General features: G+C 70.5%; 15 protein-coding genes. 7 read left to right on the top strand and 8 right to left on the bottom strand.

Translation table 11 applies throughout. The features are described 5' to 3' along the window. Positions 1-151: 151 nt before the first annotated feature. Both E4U92_RS26130 and E4U92_RS26125 read right to left on the bottom strand, forming a co-directional pair. Complete coding sequence (locus tag E4U92_RS26130; protein ID WP_137302918.1) at positions 152-706, bottom strand: NuoB/complex I 20 kDa subunit family protein; 555 nt, start codon at positions 704-706, stop codon at positions 152-154. Positions 707-719: 13 nt separating this feature from the next. Then, positions 720-1,079, bottom strand: a complete 360-nt coding sequence (locus tag E4U92_RS26125; RefSeq protein ID WP_007383963.1) for an NADH-quinone oxidoreductase subunit A — start codon at positions 1,077-1,079, stop codon at positions 720-722. Between the two features lie 754 nt (positions 1,080-1,833). Between E4U92_RS26125 and E4U92_RS26120 the strand changes: the two genes are divergently transcribed. Next, positions 1,834-2,649 carry a C40 family peptidase gene (locus E4U92_RS26120; RefSeq protein WP_137302917.1) on the top strand — a complete coding sequence of 272 codons (816 nt, stop codon included), beginning with the start codon at positions 1,834-1,836 and terminating at the stop codon, positions 2,647-2,649. Between the two features lie 93 nt (positions 2,650-2,742). On the opposite strand, the gene E4U92_RS26115 is transcribed toward E4U92_RS26120, so the two are convergent. Next, positions 2,743-3,996: a geranylgeranyl reductase family protein gene (locus E4U92_RS26115; RefSeq protein WP_137302959.1), complete on the bottom strand. Its 1,254-nt coding sequence runs from the start codon at positions 3,994-3,996 to the stop codon at positions 2,743-2,745. 211 nt (positions 3,997-4,207) lie between these two features. Between E4U92_RS26115 and E4U92_RS26110 the strand changes: the two genes are divergently transcribed. Both E4U92_RS26110 and E4U92_RS26105 read left to right on the top strand, forming a co-directional pair. Beyond that, on the top strand, positions 4,208-4,765 hold the full coding sequence (locus E4U92_RS26110; protein ID WP_137302916.1) for a GNAT family N-acetyltransferase: 558 nt from the start codon (positions 4,208-4,210) through the stop codon (positions 4,763-4,765). A gap of 74 nt (positions 4,766-4,839) precedes the next feature. Beyond that, complete coding sequence (locus tag E4U92_RS26105; RefSeq protein WP_373311697.1) at positions 4,840-5,190, top strand: PASTA domain-containing protein; 351 nt, start codon at positions 4,840-4,842, stop codon at positions 5,188-5,190. A 29-nt stretch (positions 5,191-5,219) separates the two neighbouring features. Here E4U92_RS26105 and E4U92_RS26100 read toward each other — a convergent pair whose 3' ends face one another. The 4 genes from E4U92_RS26100 to E4U92_RS26085 form a co-directional block, all read right to left on the bottom strand. Further along, positions 5,220-5,915: a demethylmenaquinone methyltransferase gene (locus tag E4U92_RS26100; protein ID WP_137302914.1), complete on the bottom strand. Its 696-nt coding sequence runs from the start codon at positions 5,913-5,915 to the stop codon at positions 5,220-5,222. A 24-nt stretch (positions 5,916-5,939) separates the two neighbouring features. Further along, the gene (locus tag E4U92_RS26095; RefSeq protein ID WP_137302958.1) at positions 5,940-7,013 is read right to left on the bottom strand and encodes an acyltransferase family protein; all 1,074 of its coding nucleotides are present in this window, start codon (positions 7,011-7,013) and stop codon (positions 5,940-5,942) included. 125 nt (positions 7,014-7,138) lie between these two features. Then, a complete protein-coding gene (locus E4U92_RS26090) occupies positions 7,139-9,373 on the bottom strand; it encodes a bifunctional polysaccharide deacetylase/glycosyltransferase family 2 protein (protein WP_137302913.1) in 2,235 nt (744 codons plus the stop codon). Between the two features lie 20 nt (positions 9,374-9,393). After that, entirely contained in the window at positions 9,394-9,801 is a 408-nt protein-coding gene (locus tag E4U92_RS26085) for a hypothetical protein (RefSeq protein ID WP_174864020.1), read from the bottom strand. Between the two features lie 286 nt (positions 9,802-10,087). Between E4U92_RS26085 and E4U92_RS26080 the strand changes: the two genes are divergently transcribed. Further along, positions 10,088-11,053 (top strand): chitinase, encoded by a 966-nt coding sequence (locus tag E4U92_RS26080; RefSeq protein WP_168725198.1) that lies wholly within the window; start codon positions 10,088-10,090, stop codon positions 11,051-11,053. A 366-nt stretch (positions 11,054-11,419) separates the two neighbouring features. On the opposite strand, the gene E4U92_RS26070 is transcribed toward E4U92_RS26080, so the two are convergent. Continuing rightward, a complete protein-coding gene (locus tag E4U92_RS26070) occupies positions 11,420-12,442 on the bottom strand; it encodes a MarR family transcriptional regulator (protein ID WP_137302912.1) in 1,023 nt (340 codons plus the stop codon). Between the two features lie 185 nt (positions 12,443-12,627). Here E4U92_RS26070 and E4U92_RS26065 point away from each other — a divergent pair, with 185 nt between their 5' ends. From E4U92_RS26065 to E4U92_RS26055, 3 genes are read left to right on the top strand one after another with little or no spacing between them, the layout of a single operon-like run. Next, positions 12,628-13,620, top strand: coding sequence for a hypothetical protein (locus E4U92_RS26065; protein WP_137302911.1), 993 nt, complete (start codon positions 12,628-12,630; stop codon positions 13,618-13,620). Beyond that, positions 13,617-14,147: a peptidase inhibitor family I36 protein gene (locus E4U92_RS26060; protein WP_137302910.1), complete on the top strand. Its 531-nt coding sequence runs from the start codon at positions 13,617-13,619 to the stop codon at positions 14,145-14,147. The genes E4U92_RS26065 and E4U92_RS26060 overlap by 4 nt, the downstream gene beginning before the upstream one ends. A 15-nt stretch (positions 14,148-14,162) precedes the next feature. Continuing rightward, a complete protein-coding gene (locus tag E4U92_RS26055; RefSeq protein WP_137302909.1) occupies positions 14,163-16,301 on the top strand; it encodes a glycoside hydrolase domain-containing protein in 2,139 nt (712 codons plus the stop codon). The last annotated feature ends 1 nt before the right edge of the window (position 16,302 follow it).

The following is a 16,302-nucleotide window of genomic DNA, read 5'->3' as shown; positions in this document are numbered from 1 at the left end:
GCGCCGTCCGGCTGCTCCGCCTTCACCGCGGCCGGCTGCTCCGCCTTCACCTCGGCCGGCCCGTCGGCCTTCGCGCCGTCCGGTCCCTTCGCGCCGGGGGTGCCGTTCGCCCCGTCCGGCTGCTTCGCGCCGTGGGTGCCGTTCGCGTCGCTCACCGCAGCAGCCCCTTCATCTCGATCGTGGGCAGGGCCTTGAGCGCCGCTTCCTCCGCCTCGCGGGCCGCCTCCTCGGCGTTCACGCCCAGCTTGGAGTTCTGGATCTTTTGGTGGAGCTTGAGGATCGCGTCCATCAGCATCTCGGGGCGCGGCGGGCAGCCGGGCAGGTAGATGTCGACCGGGACGACGTGGTCGACGCCCTGGACGATCGCGTAGTTGTTGAACATGCCGCCGGAGGACGCGCACACGCCCATGGAGATGACCCACTTGGGGTTGGGCATCTGGTCGTAGACCTGCCGCAGCACCGGCGCCATCTTCTGGCTGACCCGGCCGGCGACGATCATCAGGTCCGCCTGACGGGGTGAGCCGCGGAAGACCTCCATGCCGAAGCGGGCCAGGTCGTAGCGCCCGGCGCCGGTGGTCATCATCTCGATGGCGCAGCAGGCGAGTCCGAAGGTGGCGGGGAAGACGGACGCCTTGCGCACCCAGCCCGCGGCCTGCTCGACGGTGGTCAGCAGGAAGCCGCTCGGCAGCTTTTCTTCGAGTCCCATGTCGTTAAGCCCCTCAGTCCCATTCCAGGCCGCCGCGCCGCCATACGTACGCGTACGCGACGAAGACGGTGAGCACGAAGAGCAGCATCTCCACGAGCCCGAAAACACCCAGGGCGTCGAAGGTGACCGCCCACGGGTAGAGGAAGACGATCTCGATGTCGAAGACGATGAAGAGCATCGCCGTCAGGTAGTACTTGATGGGGAAGCGCCCGCCGCCGGCCGGCGTGGGGGTCGGCTCGATGCCGCACTCGTAGGCTTCGAGCTTGGCGCGGTTGTACCGCTTCGGACCGATCAGCGTGGCCATGACCACGGAGAAGATCGCAAAGCCTGCCCCGAGGGCTCCCAGTACGAGGATGGGCGCATACGCGTTCACCGCTCCTCGCTCCTCTCAGTCGGCACTGACTGCTGGCGGTTGCATCCGGGCTCACGCCCACCCCACGCGCCCCACGAACCCCGCTCGTCCCGGCGAAGATCGAGAACATGTGAAGCAGGTCACAAGCCCAACTGCCTCGCATCTTATGCCTGCGGCTCTGTGATCTGCGACACGGGGTATTGCACAAGCTTTGTGATCTCCACCACCTGACGAAGGATCATGAAGTCATATCAGCGGTGATCTTCATACGCGAAGCGTCAGAGTGATCACAAGAAGTGACATTCTCGCTCGTCATCGCAGGCAGGAGGGGGCGTCTCCATATCAAGAGGGTTCCCTTGCATGCAAATTGGCGTTGGACGCGGGGCCTTGGTAGAGGACCGCGTTCACACATCAGAGGGACGCGAGGGGCGGATGTGGACGACGGGCGGCCGCGTGCGCGCGTTCACGAGCGGACCGGCAGGCTCCGTGGCCGTCGGACGCGGCCGGCCCGGTGATCGTTCCGTGACCTCCGCCACATGATGAGAGGAGCCTGAGAAGCGGGCTTGGCCAACGGCCTCAACCAATGGTAAGCGGCGGGCAATTCGGGCGTAACAGCGAAAGCCCATGATCACAGGCATGATCACCTGCGTCCACAATGTCCGTTACGGCGTCAATAAAGAACCGGACGCCGGTGAGTTGGGGCGCGCATTGAGCAATTGTGGCGCAGCACACGTTTCTTGAAGGTATGGAGGAGCCCCTGGTACCGCTTGTACCCATGTCCCACACCGCTCACATACGCAGCCACCGGAAACCCCGCTCCCGCACCGCGTCGACGATCGCGATGCGGGCCGGAGTCGCCGGTGGCATCCTCAGCACCGTGGCAGTGGCCGGAGCCTCGGCCGCGGCGAACGCGGCCGAGCCGGTGACGCAGACGCTCGAACTGCCCACCCTGACGGCCGATCTGTCCGCACAGGTCGCCCAGTCCGCGGAGGCCACGCAGCTGGCCGCCGCGAACTACCAGCTCCAGGCGGAGCGTGACGCGGCCGCCGCCGCGGCGGCCAAGGAGGCCGCGAAGGACCTGGCCGCCGCCAAGAAGGCCGAGGCCCGCAAGAAGGCCGCGGAGGAGGCCCGTCAGGCCGCCGCCGAGCGCGCCTCGCGCGACTCCCAGCGGACCACCCTCGCCGCGTCCGCGGACACCGGTTCCAGCAGCGTCAGCGCGTCCGCGTCCGCGGCGACGGGTTCGGCCGCGGCCGTCATCGCCTTCGTGCGGGCGCAGGTCGGCGACGCGTACGTCTCCGGCGGCACCGGCCCCAACTCGTGGGACTGTTCGGGCCTGGTGCAGGCCGCCTTCCGGCAGGTCGGCGTCGACCTGCCGCGCGTCTCCCAGGACCAGTCCACCGCCGGCACCCAGGTGTCGCTGGACAACCTCCAGCCGGGCGACATCCTCTACTGGGGCGGCGCGGGCAGCGCCTACCACGTGGCTGTGTACGTCGGTGGCGGCATGTTCGTGGGCGCGCAGAACCCGTCCACCGGTGTGGTCGAGAAGCCCCTGTCGTACGACCCGCCGTCCGGCGCGGTGCGGGTGCTCTGACCCCCGGCAGCGGGGAAGCACGACGAGACGACGAAAGGGTCGCAGCCGCTCGGCGGATGCGACCCTTTCGTCGTGCGGTCGTGCGGTCGGGCGTCAGGCCTTCGGGGCCACCTTGCTCAGGCCGTTGATGAGGCGGTCCATCGCGTCGCCGCCCGTGGGGTCCGTCAGGTTGGCGAGCAGCTTGAGGGTGAACTTCATCAGCATGGGGTGGGTCAGGCCGCGCTGGGCGGCGATCTTCATGACCTTCGGGTTGCCGATGAGCTTCACGAAGGCGCGGCCCAGCGTGTAGTAGCCGCCGTAGGTGTCCTTGAGGATCCGCGGGTAGCGCTGGAGGGCCAGTTCGCGCTGGCCGGGCGTCGCGCGCGCGTGGGCCTGGACGATGACGTCGGCGGCGATCTGCCCGGACTCCATGGCGTAGGCGATGCCCTCGCCGTTGAAGGGGTTCACCAGGCCGCCGGCGTCGCCGACGAGGAGCAGGCCCTTGGTGTAGTGCGGCTGGCGGTTGAAGGCCATGGGCAGGGCGGCGCCGCGGATGGGGCCGGTCATGTTGTCCGGGGTGTAGCCCCAGTCCTCGGGCATCGACGCGCACCAGGCCTTGAGCACCTCGCGCCAGTCCAGCTCCTTGAAGGAGTCGGAGGTGTTGAGGACGCCGAGGCCGACGTTGGAGGTGCCGTCGCCCATGCCGAAGATCCAGCCGTAGCCGGGCAGCAGGCGGTCCTCGCCGGGGCCCCGCCGGTCCCACAGCTCCAGCCAGGACTCCAGGTAGTCGTCCTCGTGGCGCGGGGAGGTGAAGTAGGTGCGCACGGCGACGCCCATCGGGCGGTCCTCGCGGCGGTGCAGGCCCATCGCCAGGGACAGGCGCGTGGAGTTGCCGTCGGCGGCGACCACCAGCGGCGCGTGGAAGGTGACCTCGCGCTTGTCCTCGCCGAGCTTGGCCCGCACGCCGGTGATGCGGCCGGTGCGGTCGTCGACGAGGGGGGCGCCGACGTTGCAGCGCTCGTACAGGCGGGCGCCCGCCTTCTGCGCCTGGCGGGCGAGCTGCTCGTCGAAGTCGTCGCGCTTGCGGACGAGGCCGTAGTCGGGGAAGGTCGCGAGGTCCGGCCAGTCGAGCTGGAGGCGGACGCCGCCGCCGATGATGCGCAGGCCCTTGTTGCGCAGCCAGCCGGCCTCCTCGGAGATGTCGATCCCCATGGCGACGAGCTGCTTGACGGCGCGCGGGGTGAGGCCGTCGCCGCAGACCTTCTCGCGCGGGAACTCGGTCTTCTCCAGGAGCAGCACGTCCAGGCCGGCCTTGGCGAGGTGGTAGGCCGTGGTGGAACCGGCCGGTCCCGCGCCCACGACGATCACGTCGGCGGTGTTGTTCCCGGCGAACGGCTCGGCGGAGGACGAGGACTCGGCGGAGGACGAGGGCCCGGCGGACGACGAGGACTCGGCGGAGGACGAGGACTCGGAGGAGGGCTCGGGAAGGGGTTCGGTCTCGGCGGTCACGGCGGGATCTCCCCAAGTTCGACATCTGCGTGCCGGCCGGCACTGGACATGGGCAGTCTATTCAGCAGAATTGATCACCCGGCTGAAGGGCTGCCCCGTGAACCGAGCTCTCCCCGTAGTACGGCTGCGCGTCCCCACCGACGAGGACGCGGTCGCCTGGCACCGGGTGTTCGACGACCCGGACGTGATGGAGTTCCACGGCGGCCGCCCCGCGGAGCTGTCCGTCTACGAGGAACTCACCGCGCGCCAGCGCCGGCACGACGCCGAGCGGGGCTTCTGCCTGTGGACGGTGCTCGACGAGTCCGACCGGGTCATCGGCTTCACCGGCGCCCAGCCGTGGCCGCGGGACTGGGGTCCCCGAGGTGAGATCGAGATCGGCTGGCGGCTCGGCCGGGAGTTCTGGGGCCGGGGGTACGTCACGGCGGCCGCGCGGATGACGCTGCAGCGGGTGCGGGACGCGGGCGTGCCGACGGTGGTGGCGATGGTCGACGCGCGCAACACCCGGTCGATCGCGGTGACCCGGCGGCTGGGGATGCGGCTCGCCGAGGTGTTCACCACGCCGGCTTCGCAGCGGGAGGGCCACTGCTACCGGCTGGACCTCGCCCCCGCGAACGGTAACGCAGCGTAACCGACTGTCACAGATAGCCACTTGGCGCTTCCGGACGGCGCCCCCGGGCGGTTACCCTGCCAGTACCGCTGGGGGTGACATCTGTGTTCATACCGCCCAAGACTCCCGAAGTACGCGTGCCCAGGCTCGTCGGTCTCATGGCCGTGGACGCGCGCGAGACGGCCCGGGCGTACGGCGTGCTGCTGGCCGCGCCGGACCGGCCCGAGTTCGGCCGCACGGTCGTCGACCACGTCGTACGGCAGTACCCGCCGCCCGGGACCGAGATCCCGCGCGGGGCCGTCGTGACCGTGTGGTTCGACTTCGGCGAGGGGGAGGGCGGTGGCGGCTCGGGCGTGCGCGAACCGCGCGTGCCGAGACCGGGCGGGGGCGGACTGGAGCGCGAACTGGACCGGCCGGGGGACGCCTTCGAGGCGATCGTCCGCTGAGTCGCCCTCGCGGCGGCTCAGCAGGCGGCTCAGCTCTCCTTGAAGCCCCGGTGCAGGGCGACGACGCCGCCCGTGAGGTTGCGATACGCGACCCGCGACCAGCCGGCCCCGCGCAGGCGCTCGGCCAGGGCGGGCTGGTCGGGCCAGGCGCGGATGGACTCGGCGAGGTAGACGTACGCGTCGGGGTTGGAGGAGACCGCGCGGGCGACCGGGGGCAGCGCGCGCATCAGGTACTCGGTGTAGACGGTGCGGAACGGCGCCCAGGTGGGGTGGGAGAACTCGCAGATGACGACCCGCCCGCCGGGCCGCGTCACGCGGAGCATCTCGCGCAGGGCCGCGTCGAAGTCCTGCACGTTGCGCAGCCCGAAGGAGATGCTCACGGCGTCGAAGGTGTCGTCCTTGAACGGCAGCCGCGTCGCGTCGCCCGCGGTGAACGGCAGCCAGGGCTGGCGCTTCTTGCCGACCTGGAGCATGCCGAGCGAGAAGTCGCACGGCACGACGTAGGCGCCGGTCCGGGCGAAGGGCAGCGAGGACGTCGCCGTGCCGGCCGCGAGGTCGAGGACCTTCTGCGCGGGGCGGGCGTCGACCGCCCGCGCCACCTCCTTGCGCCAGCGCCGGTCCTGTCCCAGGGACAGCACGTCGTTGGTCAGGTCGTACCGTTCCGCCACGTTGTCGAACATCGAGGCGACTTCGTGCGGCTGCTTGTCCAGGGATGCGCGGGTCACGGGCCCCATTGTTGCAGCCCGGCCTCACGGCAGGAGCCGGGGCGTCCTGCGGGCCGCGACGTCCTCCACCCAGCCGCACAGCAGCACGAACAGCGCGATCAGCACCCAGCCGACGCCGAACAGGAACCACTGGCTGTCCAGCGGCAGGTACGTCTCCAGGGCGGGCACGTCCCAGAACCGGTCGATCAGCGGGACGGCGAGGACCAGGGCGATCTCGTGCCAGAGGTAGATCGTCACCGCCCGGGCGTTGAAGACGGTGACGGTCCGGTCCAGGCGGCGGAACCGCGTGAGCCGGGCGAAGTCGACGCGGAAGTACGCCTTCGCCCACATCAGCAGCAGCACGGCGCCCGCCGACCAGAACGCCTGGGCGAGCGGGTCCTCGTCCAGGTCGTAGGTGCCGTGGTCCGCCTGGTGGGAGAAGGCGTACCAGCCGCCGTACGCCATCGCGGCCAGCGCCGGCAGCACCACCGCCGCCGGCCTCAGCCGCTGCAGGACGCCGTCGCGGTGCGCGAAACCGGCCAGCCAGCAGCAGAGGTACGTCGCCAGGTCCCACAGGGCGCTGCCCACCCGGCCGTCCGGCCCGGCCCGGACGAACTGGAGCATCACGACCGGAGCCAGGGACAGGGCGAGCACGGGCAGCGGGGCCAGGCGGAACACCCGCAGCAGCAGCGGGGAGAGCAGCACGAACCACAGGTAGGTGCGCAGGTACCAGAGGATCTCCCACGCCTGCTCGCCCCACGCGTCGCCCGGCGGGTCGCCCAGCGGCACGATCCAGTAGACGATCTGCCAGCCGGGCATCCAACCGTGGACCAGCATCGCGGCGACGACGAAGACGCCCCAGCACCAGAACGGCGGCAGCAGCCTGCGCAGCCGGCCGCGGACCACGGTGAGCGCGGGGCGCTCCAGCGACTTCGCCATCAGGGTGCCGGCCAGGCCGAACATGATCCCCATGGAGGGGAACACCAGGCCGGCCCAGGCCCAGCCGAAGGTGTGGTACGCGACGACCCGGACGAGGGCCAGGGCCCGCAGGGTGTCGAAGTAGCGGTCCCGGCCGGCGGAGGGCCGGGACGCGTGCCGGGCCGCGTGCCGACCGGGCAGCCTCCGCTCGTCGGCCGCCTTCCCCTGCGCCTGAACTTGAACCTGCGCCTGTGCCTGTGCCTGTCCCTCCGCCTCCACCTCCGCCTCCGCCGCGGAGGGACACCCGTGCCCCTGCCGTTCCCCGGTCACGAGCTCACCCCGGCCGGGGTGCCGACCTCGCCCGTGCGCTTCAGCTTCTGCCAGCGCAGACGGCCGCCGGTCAGCGCCGTGACGCAGGAGTGGATCAGCACCAGGTACATCATCTGCCGGTAGGCGAGCTGCTGGAGCGGCATCATCAGCAGGTAGCGGTACTTCTCCCGGTCGAGGCGGAAGGCGTAGGCCGCGCACAGGAGTTGGACACCGAGCACGGCCAGCCAGGCGAGCAGGGCGGCCCGGAAGTCGACGAAGACCATCGAGTACACCGTGAACACGTCGATCAGCGGGGCGAAGACGGGCGTGACGACCTGGAACAGCACCACCAGCGGCATGCCGACCCGGCCGAAGCGCCCGGAAGGCCCCCTGTCCGTCAGTGACTTGCGGTGCTTCCACAGCGCCTGCATGGTGCCGTAGGACCAGCGGTAGCGCTGCGACCAGAGCTGCTTCAGGGAGCCCGGGGCCTCGGTCCACGCGCGCGCGTGCTCCTGGTAGACCACCTGCCGGCCCGCCCGGTGCAGGGCGATGGTGATGTCGGTGTCCTCGGCGAGGGTGTCCTCGCTCATCCCCCCGGCCTCCAGCACCGCCTCCCGCCGGAACGCGCCGACCGCGCCCGGGATCGTGGGCATGCAGCCCAGCAGGTCGTACATGCGGCGGTCGAGGTTGAAGCCCATCACGTACTCGATGTGCTGCCAGGCGCCGATCAGGGTGTCGCGGTTGCCGACCTTGGCGTTGCCGGCGACGGCGCCGACGCGCGGGTCGGCGAACGGCTGCACGAGCTGCCGGACGGTGTCCGGTTCGAAGACCGTGTCGCCGTCCATCATCACGACGATGTCGTGACGGGCGCTGCGGACACCGTGGTTGAGGGCGGCGGGCTTGCCGGCGTTCTCCTGGCGCACGATCCGGACGTTGCGCATGCCGAGCCGGTCGGCGGCGGACCGCGCGATCTCGGAGGTGCCGTCGGTGGAGCCGTCGTCGACCACGAGGACCTCGATCGGGTGAGTGCTGCGGGCCAGCGACTCCAGGGTGTTGGCGATGCACTCCTTCTCGTTGTACGCGGGGACGATCACGCTGACCGGGCGGGTGACGGCCGGGCCCCAGCTGAAGCGGCGTCTGTTGCGCAGCCGGTGGTGGCGGCGGGCCAGGACGAGCATCATCGCGAAGCGGCCGAGGACCGCGACACCGACGACCATCAGGCCCACGCTCAGGGCGGGCACCGTCCACTCGGCGACCGCGACCGCCGCGACCAGCGCCTCGCCCTCGTAGAGGGTGACGCCGGTGGCCCGGTGGTGGGCGGCCTGGAGCCCGCCGGTCCCGCCGGTCCCGCCGACGGCCCGGGCACCGCCCCGCTGCTCCTCCAGGGCCCCGCTCACGGTGGTGAAGGTGTATCCCTTCGCCTTCATCTTCTCGATGTACTCCGGCAGCGCCGCGATCGTCTGGGACCGCTCGCCGCCCGCGTCGTGGAACAGCACCGACGCGCCCTTGCCGTCCTCGGGCGTGGCCCACCGGACGATCTTCGCGACGCCCGGCTTCTTCCAGTCGTCGCTGTCGGTGTCGACGAAGACGCTGGTGTAGCCCTCCTCGCCGAGCTTCTCGTAGACGGGCCAGCTGTAGTTGTCGACGGCGTCCGTCTCGGAGGAGTACGGCGCGCGGAACAGGGTCGTGGTGATGCCGGCCGCGCCGGCCAGCGCGAGCTGGGTCTGGGTGATCTCGCGCCGGACGCGGGCGTCGCTCTGGTACGACAGGTCGACGTGCGTGAAGGTGTGGATGCCGACCTCGTTGCCCTGGCGCACCAGGTCCCGCACGATGCCCGGATAGCGGGACACCATCGAGCCGACCAGGAAGAACGTGCCCGGCACGTCGTACTTCGCCAGGACGGCCAGCACCTTGGGCGTCCAGGTGGGGTCGGGTCCGTCGTCGAAGGTGAGCGCGATCGTCTTGTCGGGGACGGAGACCGTCGTGGCCTGCCCGCCCCGGAAGGTGAGGATCGGGCCGCCGTCGAGGACCGAGTCGGGCACCTCGCTGGAACTGGCTCCCGTGCGCACGCGCTGGTCGCCGCCGACCTCGGCGCGCAGGTAGCCGTCGAGGAGCATCACGCTGGTCAGCGCGAGCAGGAGCAGCGCGGCGAGGATGACGCGCGGTCTCTGGAGCGCCGCGGCCCGGCCGGCCGCCCGTTCGATGCGGGTGGGGGCGCGGCGGCGGCCGCGGGAGGACGTCGTCGTGGTCATGGCGGTGGTGTGCGTTCCCGTCAGTCGGCGGACGCGGAGGCGGTGGGGGCCAGGGTGATCGTGGGGGCCGTGGTGGGGGTGGGTGCTGTGGTGGGGGTGGGTGCCGAGGTGGGCGCGTCGGCCGGCCGGCCGAGCTGGTCGCCGTGGCCGCCCGCGGGGCCCAGGCCGCCGGGGCCGCCGCGGGCGCTGCCGCCGAACGGCAGCAGCGACGACGGCGTCAGATCCGTGCCCCAGCCCATGAAGGCGGCGCCGAGGACGGTCGCGTAGACCAGGCAGCCCGCGCCGAGGAGCAGGCCGATGCGTCGCAGGACCTTCGAACGGCGCCCGGAGGTGTCGACGAAGACGGGACCCTCCCCGGAGGCGTTCCCGCGTTTGCGACGGCGACCGCGCGGGATGGCGCGGTGTTCGATGGCAGGCTCGGATTGCATTCCCCGGATGCTAGGCAAGCTTTATGTGCCGGAAAGTCGGAGCAGGTTGTGAGCGGCCCGTGAGAAATGGCTCAACCTGTCACTTACCTGAGAAAAGAGCGCACGGAAGAGCCCTCACCACCTGGCGATACGTGCCTCAACAGCCGCTCTGCATCAGCCACTTGCCCGTCCGGCCCGCCGGTTGCGCCCAACCGGCTGCGTCTTTCCTGTCGCCTTTCCGGCCGCCCGGGTGTGAGAGATTTCCTGCCCCGGGAGGACTTGTGTCACGAGAGCGGGTGCATACGCAATGAGGAGATTCCTGAGGCCGTTGGCCGGGCTCACCTGTCTGTTCGCTCTGGCGACGGCGGGATGCTCCGGGACGGCGGAGCACCGGAGCCCGACCGGGTACGCGCCGTACGTCGACGCCACCGAGGCGTCCGCCCACGACGCGGCCGGGTCACCGACGACGTACAACCTGGCCTTCGTCATCTCGGACGACAGCGCCTGCACGCCGCGCTGGAACGGCACGCACGCCGTGGACGACGCGACGGTGTCCTCCCGGATCAGCGCGCTGAAGAAGGGCGGCGCGAGCGTGCGGGTCTCCTTCGGCGGGGCCTCCGGCAAGGAGCTGGCGGCGACGTGCGGCAGCGTCTCCGCGCTGGCCGAGGCGTACGGCGCGGCCCTGGACGCGGCCGGCTCCACGCAGGCCGACTTCGACATCGAGGGCGACGAGTTGACCGACTCCGCCTCCGTCGCGCAGCGTTCACGGGCGATCGCCCGCCTCCAGCGGGAACGGCCGGGTCTCGGCGTGACGTTCACCCTGCCGGTGATGCCGTCCGGGCTCGACGCCGACGGCCTGGCACTGCTCGCCTCGGCGAACAGGTACGACGTCCAGGTCTCCACCGTCAACCTGATGACGATGAACTACGGCGAGTCCTACGACGGCGACATGGGCGACTACGCGATCACCTCGGCGACCGCGGCGCACACCCAGCTCCGGGAGGTGTTCGGCACGTCCGGCGCGGCGGCCTGGCGGGGCATGGCCCTCACCTCGATGATCGGCGTCAACGACGTCGAGGGCGAGACGTTCACCCTGTCCGACGCGGCCCAGGTGCGCGCGTTCGCCGAGGACGAGGGCCTGGGCTGGGTGTCGATGTGGTCGACGTTCCGCGACCAGCGGTGCGGCGCGGACGCCTCCGCGCAGGACGCGCTGACCGAGTGCAGCGGGGTGCGGCAGGAGACCGGCGCGTTCGCGGAGGCGTTCGCGCCCTAGGTCGTGTCCGCAAAGTCCCGTCGTCCGCCCGGAGGGCGGGCTCTGCGGCGTCCGGTGCGTGCTCTCGGCGTGCCGGGCGGACGCCCGCGTACTGGCCCCTACTCGGGTGTTCGCCCGGTGCGGTGAGAGTGCGTGCCGGGCGCCGCGGGGCAGGCGGGACTTTGCGGACACGGCCTAAGCAGCGTCTGCCCGATCACAGCGGAGCGTGTGAGGTATGACGCGGGCGGCGCTTCCCTGCCGGGGTGGCGGCGGTGGCGTGGTGGCCACCAAGAAGGTGATGGGGAGCCGTGGGAAGCCGGCGAACGGCCTCCCACGGCACCCCACGGGAGGTGCGGGGCCACCCGCGTAGTGATGGTCGGCTCTCGCTCACCCGGCCTTCCCCGGCGGCGCCTGTCCGACAGAAGGCTCTTCCTCCGGTCGGCGGCCTTCGAGCAGTGCCTGTCCGAGAGGGGACAGTGAGTGCCGTACGGAGTTGGCCACGCGCTGGCTGATGATCAGGTTGGCGTCACGCATGGTCGCAGCGTGCTCGCTCGCCGACGCAGCGGATATGCCCAGGCGGCGGGCGAGTTGACCTCCTGTCGCGTCATTGGAGGCCGCGATCTCTTCGAGGACCGCGGCGCGGGTACGCCCGAGGAGACGGGCGAGCGCCGCGCGTTGCGCCGTCCCGGCCCCCTCCGTGAGCAGGCGCAGCCCACGGTTGGCCGGGTACACCAGCACCGGGTTCAGTTCCGGGTCGCGCAGCGTGATGGGACGGCCCCAGCAGAAGTAGGAGGGGATCAGGAGGAGTCCGCGTCCGTTCAGCACCATGTCCTGGTGCACCGGATAGTCCACCCTGAGCACCGGAGGCTCCCAACGGGCCGTGGGGTGAATGCTGTTCAGCATGTGTTCGACGCCGGCGTCGAGGAGATCACGCGCGCGTAAGACCCGTTCTTCCTCGATCACCTTGCGGATGCGGGGCCAGGGCCGCGCCAGCAGCCGCTCGTGGTAGCGGCGTATGGCCGAGCCGAGCCGGTGCATCGCCTCGCTCTCGCCCTCGGTGAGCTGCCGCATCCAGGGGGCTGTGTGCCCACGGGCTGCCAGGAGGGCGAGTTCGCTGCGCAGCCGTCTCCGGCCGACGCTCAGCACGGCGTCCACGGCCGCTTCCAGGTCACCGCCCGAGCCCGGCGTCAGGAAGTCGGGCGAGTAGCCGCGCGGTGGTGCAAGCCGGCGCAGCAGGGAGACGGACGGATCGGACAGTGTGAGGGCGGCGGCCCGCCAAGTGCCGAAGACGATGTGGTTCGGTGAGCCGCCGAGCGCGTGCAGGCTCAGCAGCATCTCCCACGCCGGGTCCGGCTCTGCGGCGAGACGGACCCGGCCGAGGTCCTCTGAGGAGAAGTGGATGTTCAGCACAGTGGAAACCCCCGTGACGACTGGCTGTGAGGTAAGAGTGCCACGGAGGTCTGACTTTGCGTCACCGCGGCCAACAGGCTTGCCCGGAGGGGTTTTCGGGCGACACCGAAAATGAGTGCGGGACCTTCGGTTCTCGGACACGCTCGTGGAGACCTGAAGATGAGCGGGGACCGGGGGGAGACCGGGTGCGCTGGCCTGCTGTGCTGTCACTGCTGCTGTTGGGAACGCTCACCGCCTGCGGGCCGGAACCGGGGGGAACACCTGCGGACGGGGCCGAGCGCGGCGCGGCGCTGCCGCGCCAGGTCACGGCGGACGAACGGGTGACCCTGAGCCGGGCCGAGGAGATCCTGGAGCGGCGCTGTCTGGCTCGCGCCGGCTTCGACGTCCCGGCGCCGCCCGAGCGGGGCCGCACCGAGCTCGCACCCCCGGCGCCGGCGCTCGTCCTGAGCGATCTCGCCTACGCCCGCGAACACGGCTACGGGCCCCGGGTCCGCACTCCCGAGGAGACCGCGCGTCTGCTCGCGGACGACCCGGTGGGGGACTACCTGCGGGCCCTGTCGCCGAAGCGGCGGGCACAGGCGCTGCGTGCCTGGCAGGGCGGGGGCGTGGACACGGTCGAGGTCACCTTGCCCAGCGGCATGACGAGGGGGCGGAGCAGCCGCGGCTGCACCAGCGAGGCCCGCGGCGAGTTGTACGGCGACTTCCGCACCTGGTTCGGCGTGGATGCGGTGGACCAGGGTGTGACGGCGCTGGCCATGGACCGGGCGCAGGAGGACCCTGCCTTCACCGGGGCGCTGCGCGGCTGGTCGCACTGTGTGGCCGTACGCGGACTGCCCCATGAGTCGCCGCGGCGGCTGAGGGACGCGCTGGGCGACTCGGCCCCGCGGGCCAAAGAGATCGAGTACGCGGTCGCGGAGGCGGAGTGCGCCGTCAGCTCCACATTGGCGGAGATCGCCCCCGAGGTCGAGGAACGGCACCTGGCGCGCATCCGCGCACGCTACCTCGTCGACGTGACCAACGCCCGCAGGATGCGCCTGGCCGCCCTGGCGAAGGCGGTCCGGATCGTCAGGGAGGACGAGACGGCGCCCGACGACACCACCCGACACACAACCCGTAGAGCACGGCACCCGAGCCGAGCGCCCGGGACCACCCGACCTCCCGAGAGGCAGACGCGATGAAGCACTACGTACGGACGGTCCTGACGGCGGCGTCCGCGTTCGCCCTGGTCGCCGTGGCGGCGCCCGCGGTGGCCGCCGCACCCGCACCCGCGCCGACGGCGACCGTCGTCACGCCCGGCAAGCCGACCCCCGTGCGGCCCGGCGCCGACCTGAGCACACTGGTCGCGGCGGACGACGCCGACGGCTACCTGTACGCCTTCGACCTGCCCGACTTCCAGGGTGCTTGGTGCCGTTGGAACAGCAACGACTCCTGGTGGGGCGACGACTGCGGCAACTTCAACGACCGCGCCACCTCGGTCTGGAACAACGGGTTCCCGGGCTACTACAGCGAGGTCTCGCTCAACCGGGACGTGAACCTCTCCACCAACCTGGCGCGGCTCTGCATCGAGGCGGGCGACTACTACGCCGATCTGTCCCTCGGCTACGAGAAGTTCCTCGACGGCCCGTCCGCGGACAACGCCATCAGTTCGCACCACTGGTTCACCGACGACGCCGACTATTACGGCGACCCGCACTACGCCTGCTGACCGGAGCGGAGGACCATGTCGATCACCATCAACAAGCGCAGCACATGGGGCCAGTACGCCCCATGGCTCAGAGTGGAACACGCCTCCGCGCCGCCCGTGCCGAGAGACCCGTGGTCGGGACACATGGGCGTCTTCCTCCACCACCTCGGCTCCGGGAGTACCAGCGACCTGCAAACGGAGGAGGACTGCCGCAGGGAAGTCGCGGGCATCTACGAGGACCACGTGACGGGTGGCGAATTCGAGGGGGACATCGCCTACAACTTCCTCGTCTGCCCACACGGTCAGATTTATGAGGGCCGCGGATACGAGCGGGGTGAGGGCAACCAGGGCCTTGCCCCGCCCATTGAGGGCGTGGGCCGTAACGAGGGCTTCTACTCGATCGTCGGCATGATCCGTTCGGAGGACACCGCCGGTGAGGCGATGCTCCTCGCGATCCGCAACCTCATACACCACCTCCGCCACGAGGCGCCCCGCAGGACAGGCGAGAGGATCCTCCCGCATTCCTTCCAGTACAACACCGACTGTCCCGGCAACCTCCACATGTACGCGCGACCGGGGTCGACCGTCGATCCGTCCGCACCGTGGCGAGGCCCCGCCGACATCTACGTCTACCGGACCCAGAAGTGGGTGAACGAGACGTACGACGAGGCACCCGGGTACGTGATCTGCCCCGAGACCGGTTACACGGGCTGGAACACCGTGCTCGCCCTGACCCAGGGGCTCCAGCACGAACTCGGTATCTCCCCGACCGTCCAGAGCTTCGGCCCCGGCACGTTCGAGGCGGTGAAGAACCACCGCCTCCTGCCCGACGCGGAGCCGAACCAGAACCTGCTGCGCATCTACAACGGCGCGTTGTGGGCCAAGGGTTACTGGGCCTCCCAGTACCTCGTCGGATGGGGCGAGGACTCCGAAAACTCCCTGCGGCGCCTGTACGCCGACATGGGCCTGGACCACGCGAACGTCGAACAGCGGTACGCCATGTGGCCGCACGTTCTGAAGTCCCTCTTGCGCATGGACCAGTTCCGGCTCGTACCGGCAGGGGACGCGGCGGTCAGGACCATCCAGCAGCGGCTGAACGTACGGTACGTCGCGGGCGTCCGCATCCCCGCGATGAGCCTCGTGCCGTGCGACGGGATCTACTCCCGTGACGTCCAGCAGGGGCTGATGATGGCCATCCAGTACGAGATCGGCATCGCACCCGGCTCGATCAACGGGTACTTCGGACCGGGAACACAGGCCGCCCTCAAGGGAAAGGGATCCACGACGCTCACGGGTGATCTGCGGTACCTGTTCCGCGCCGCCTGCTACTTCAACTCGCCGACGTACACCGGAAGCGGGGAGCTGGCCTACCTGCCGGCGGACATCACGACGGACGCCCGGACCGGCACGCACGTGGGATGGCTGCAGGCGTTCCAGAGGTTCTCCCAGATTCCCGTCACCGGGCACAACGACTACACGACCTGGGCACAACTGCTCGTCTCGTCCGGCGACACCTCGCGCGACGCCACCGGCTGCGACTGCATCACGGAGATCACCGCACAGCGCGGCCAACTGCTCAAGGCCAACGGCTACCACATCGTCGGCCGCTACCTGGACGAGCATCTGGTCCCGGGCGACGACGGCTATCTCGGCAAGGCGCTCAAGCCCGGCGAGCCGCAGACCATCCTGAACGCCGGGCTGAGGTTCTTCCCGATCTTCCAGTACAACGGCACGCAACTGGACAACTTCACCTACGGCAAGGGCTACGACCAGGGCAGGAAAGCTCATCAGAAGGCGGTGGAGCACGGCATCGGCGCGGGGACGTGCATCTACTTCGGCGTCGACTACGACGCGACCGACGAGGACATCGGCAGCCATGTGGTGCCGTACTTCAACGGCGTCAAGACCGCTCTCGCTGAGCTGGGCGGCCGCTACACCTTCGGTGTCTACGGGTCGCGCAACGTGTGCATCCGCGTCTCGAAGGAGGCCGGGGCCCGCTGGTCGTTCGTCTCCGGGATGTCCTGGGGATTCTCGGGGAACCTCGGCTTCCCGCTGCCGCAGAACTGGTCGTTCAACCAGATCCACGAGTACGACTTCCAGCCGGGCTGGGGCCTGGACCACAACATCTGGCGGGACGGCGGCGACCCCGGTGTGTCCGCGATCGGCCAGGGATGAG

This window comes from Streptomyces galbus (genome assembly GCF_005280195.1).
GTDB classification, from domain to species: Bacteria; Actinomycetota; Actinomycetes; order Streptomycetales; family Streptomycetaceae; genus Streptomyces; species Streptomyces galbus.
The sequence above is the reverse complement of the archived record's forward strand: the minus strand, read 5'-3'. Positions and strand labels throughout refer to the sequence as shown.

Excerpts from the sequence above, each read along its gene's own strand:
- E4U92_RS26130 (WP_137302918.1), bottom strand. The coding sequence starts at position 706 with ATGGGACTCGAAGAAAAGCTGCCGAGCGGCTTCCTGCTGACCACCGTC.
- E4U92_RS26120 (WP_137302917.1), top strand. The coding sequence starts at position 1,834 with ATGTCCCACACCGCTCACATACGCAGCCACCGGAAACCCCGCTCCCGC.
- E4U92_RS26090 (WP_137302913.1), bottom strand. The coding sequence starts at position 9,373 with ATGACCACGACGACGTCCTCCCGCGGCCGCCGCCGCGCCCCCACCCGC.
- E4U92_RS26085 (WP_174864020.1), bottom strand. The coding sequence starts at position 9,801 with ATGCAATCCGAGCCTGCCATCGAACACCGCGCCATCCCGCGCGGTCGC.
- E4U92_RS26080 (WP_168725198.1), top strand. The coding sequence starts at position 10,088 with ATGAGGAGATTCCTGAGGCCGTTGGCCGGGCTCACCTGTCTGTTCGCT.
- E4U92_RS26060 (WP_137302910.1), top strand. The coding sequence starts at position 13,617 with ATGAAGCACTACGTACGGACGGTCCTGACGGCGGCGTCCGCGTTCGCC.
- E4U92_RS26055 (WP_137302909.1), top strand. The coding sequence starts at position 14,163 with ATGTCGATCACCATCAACAAGCGCAGCACATGGGGCCAGTACGCCCCA.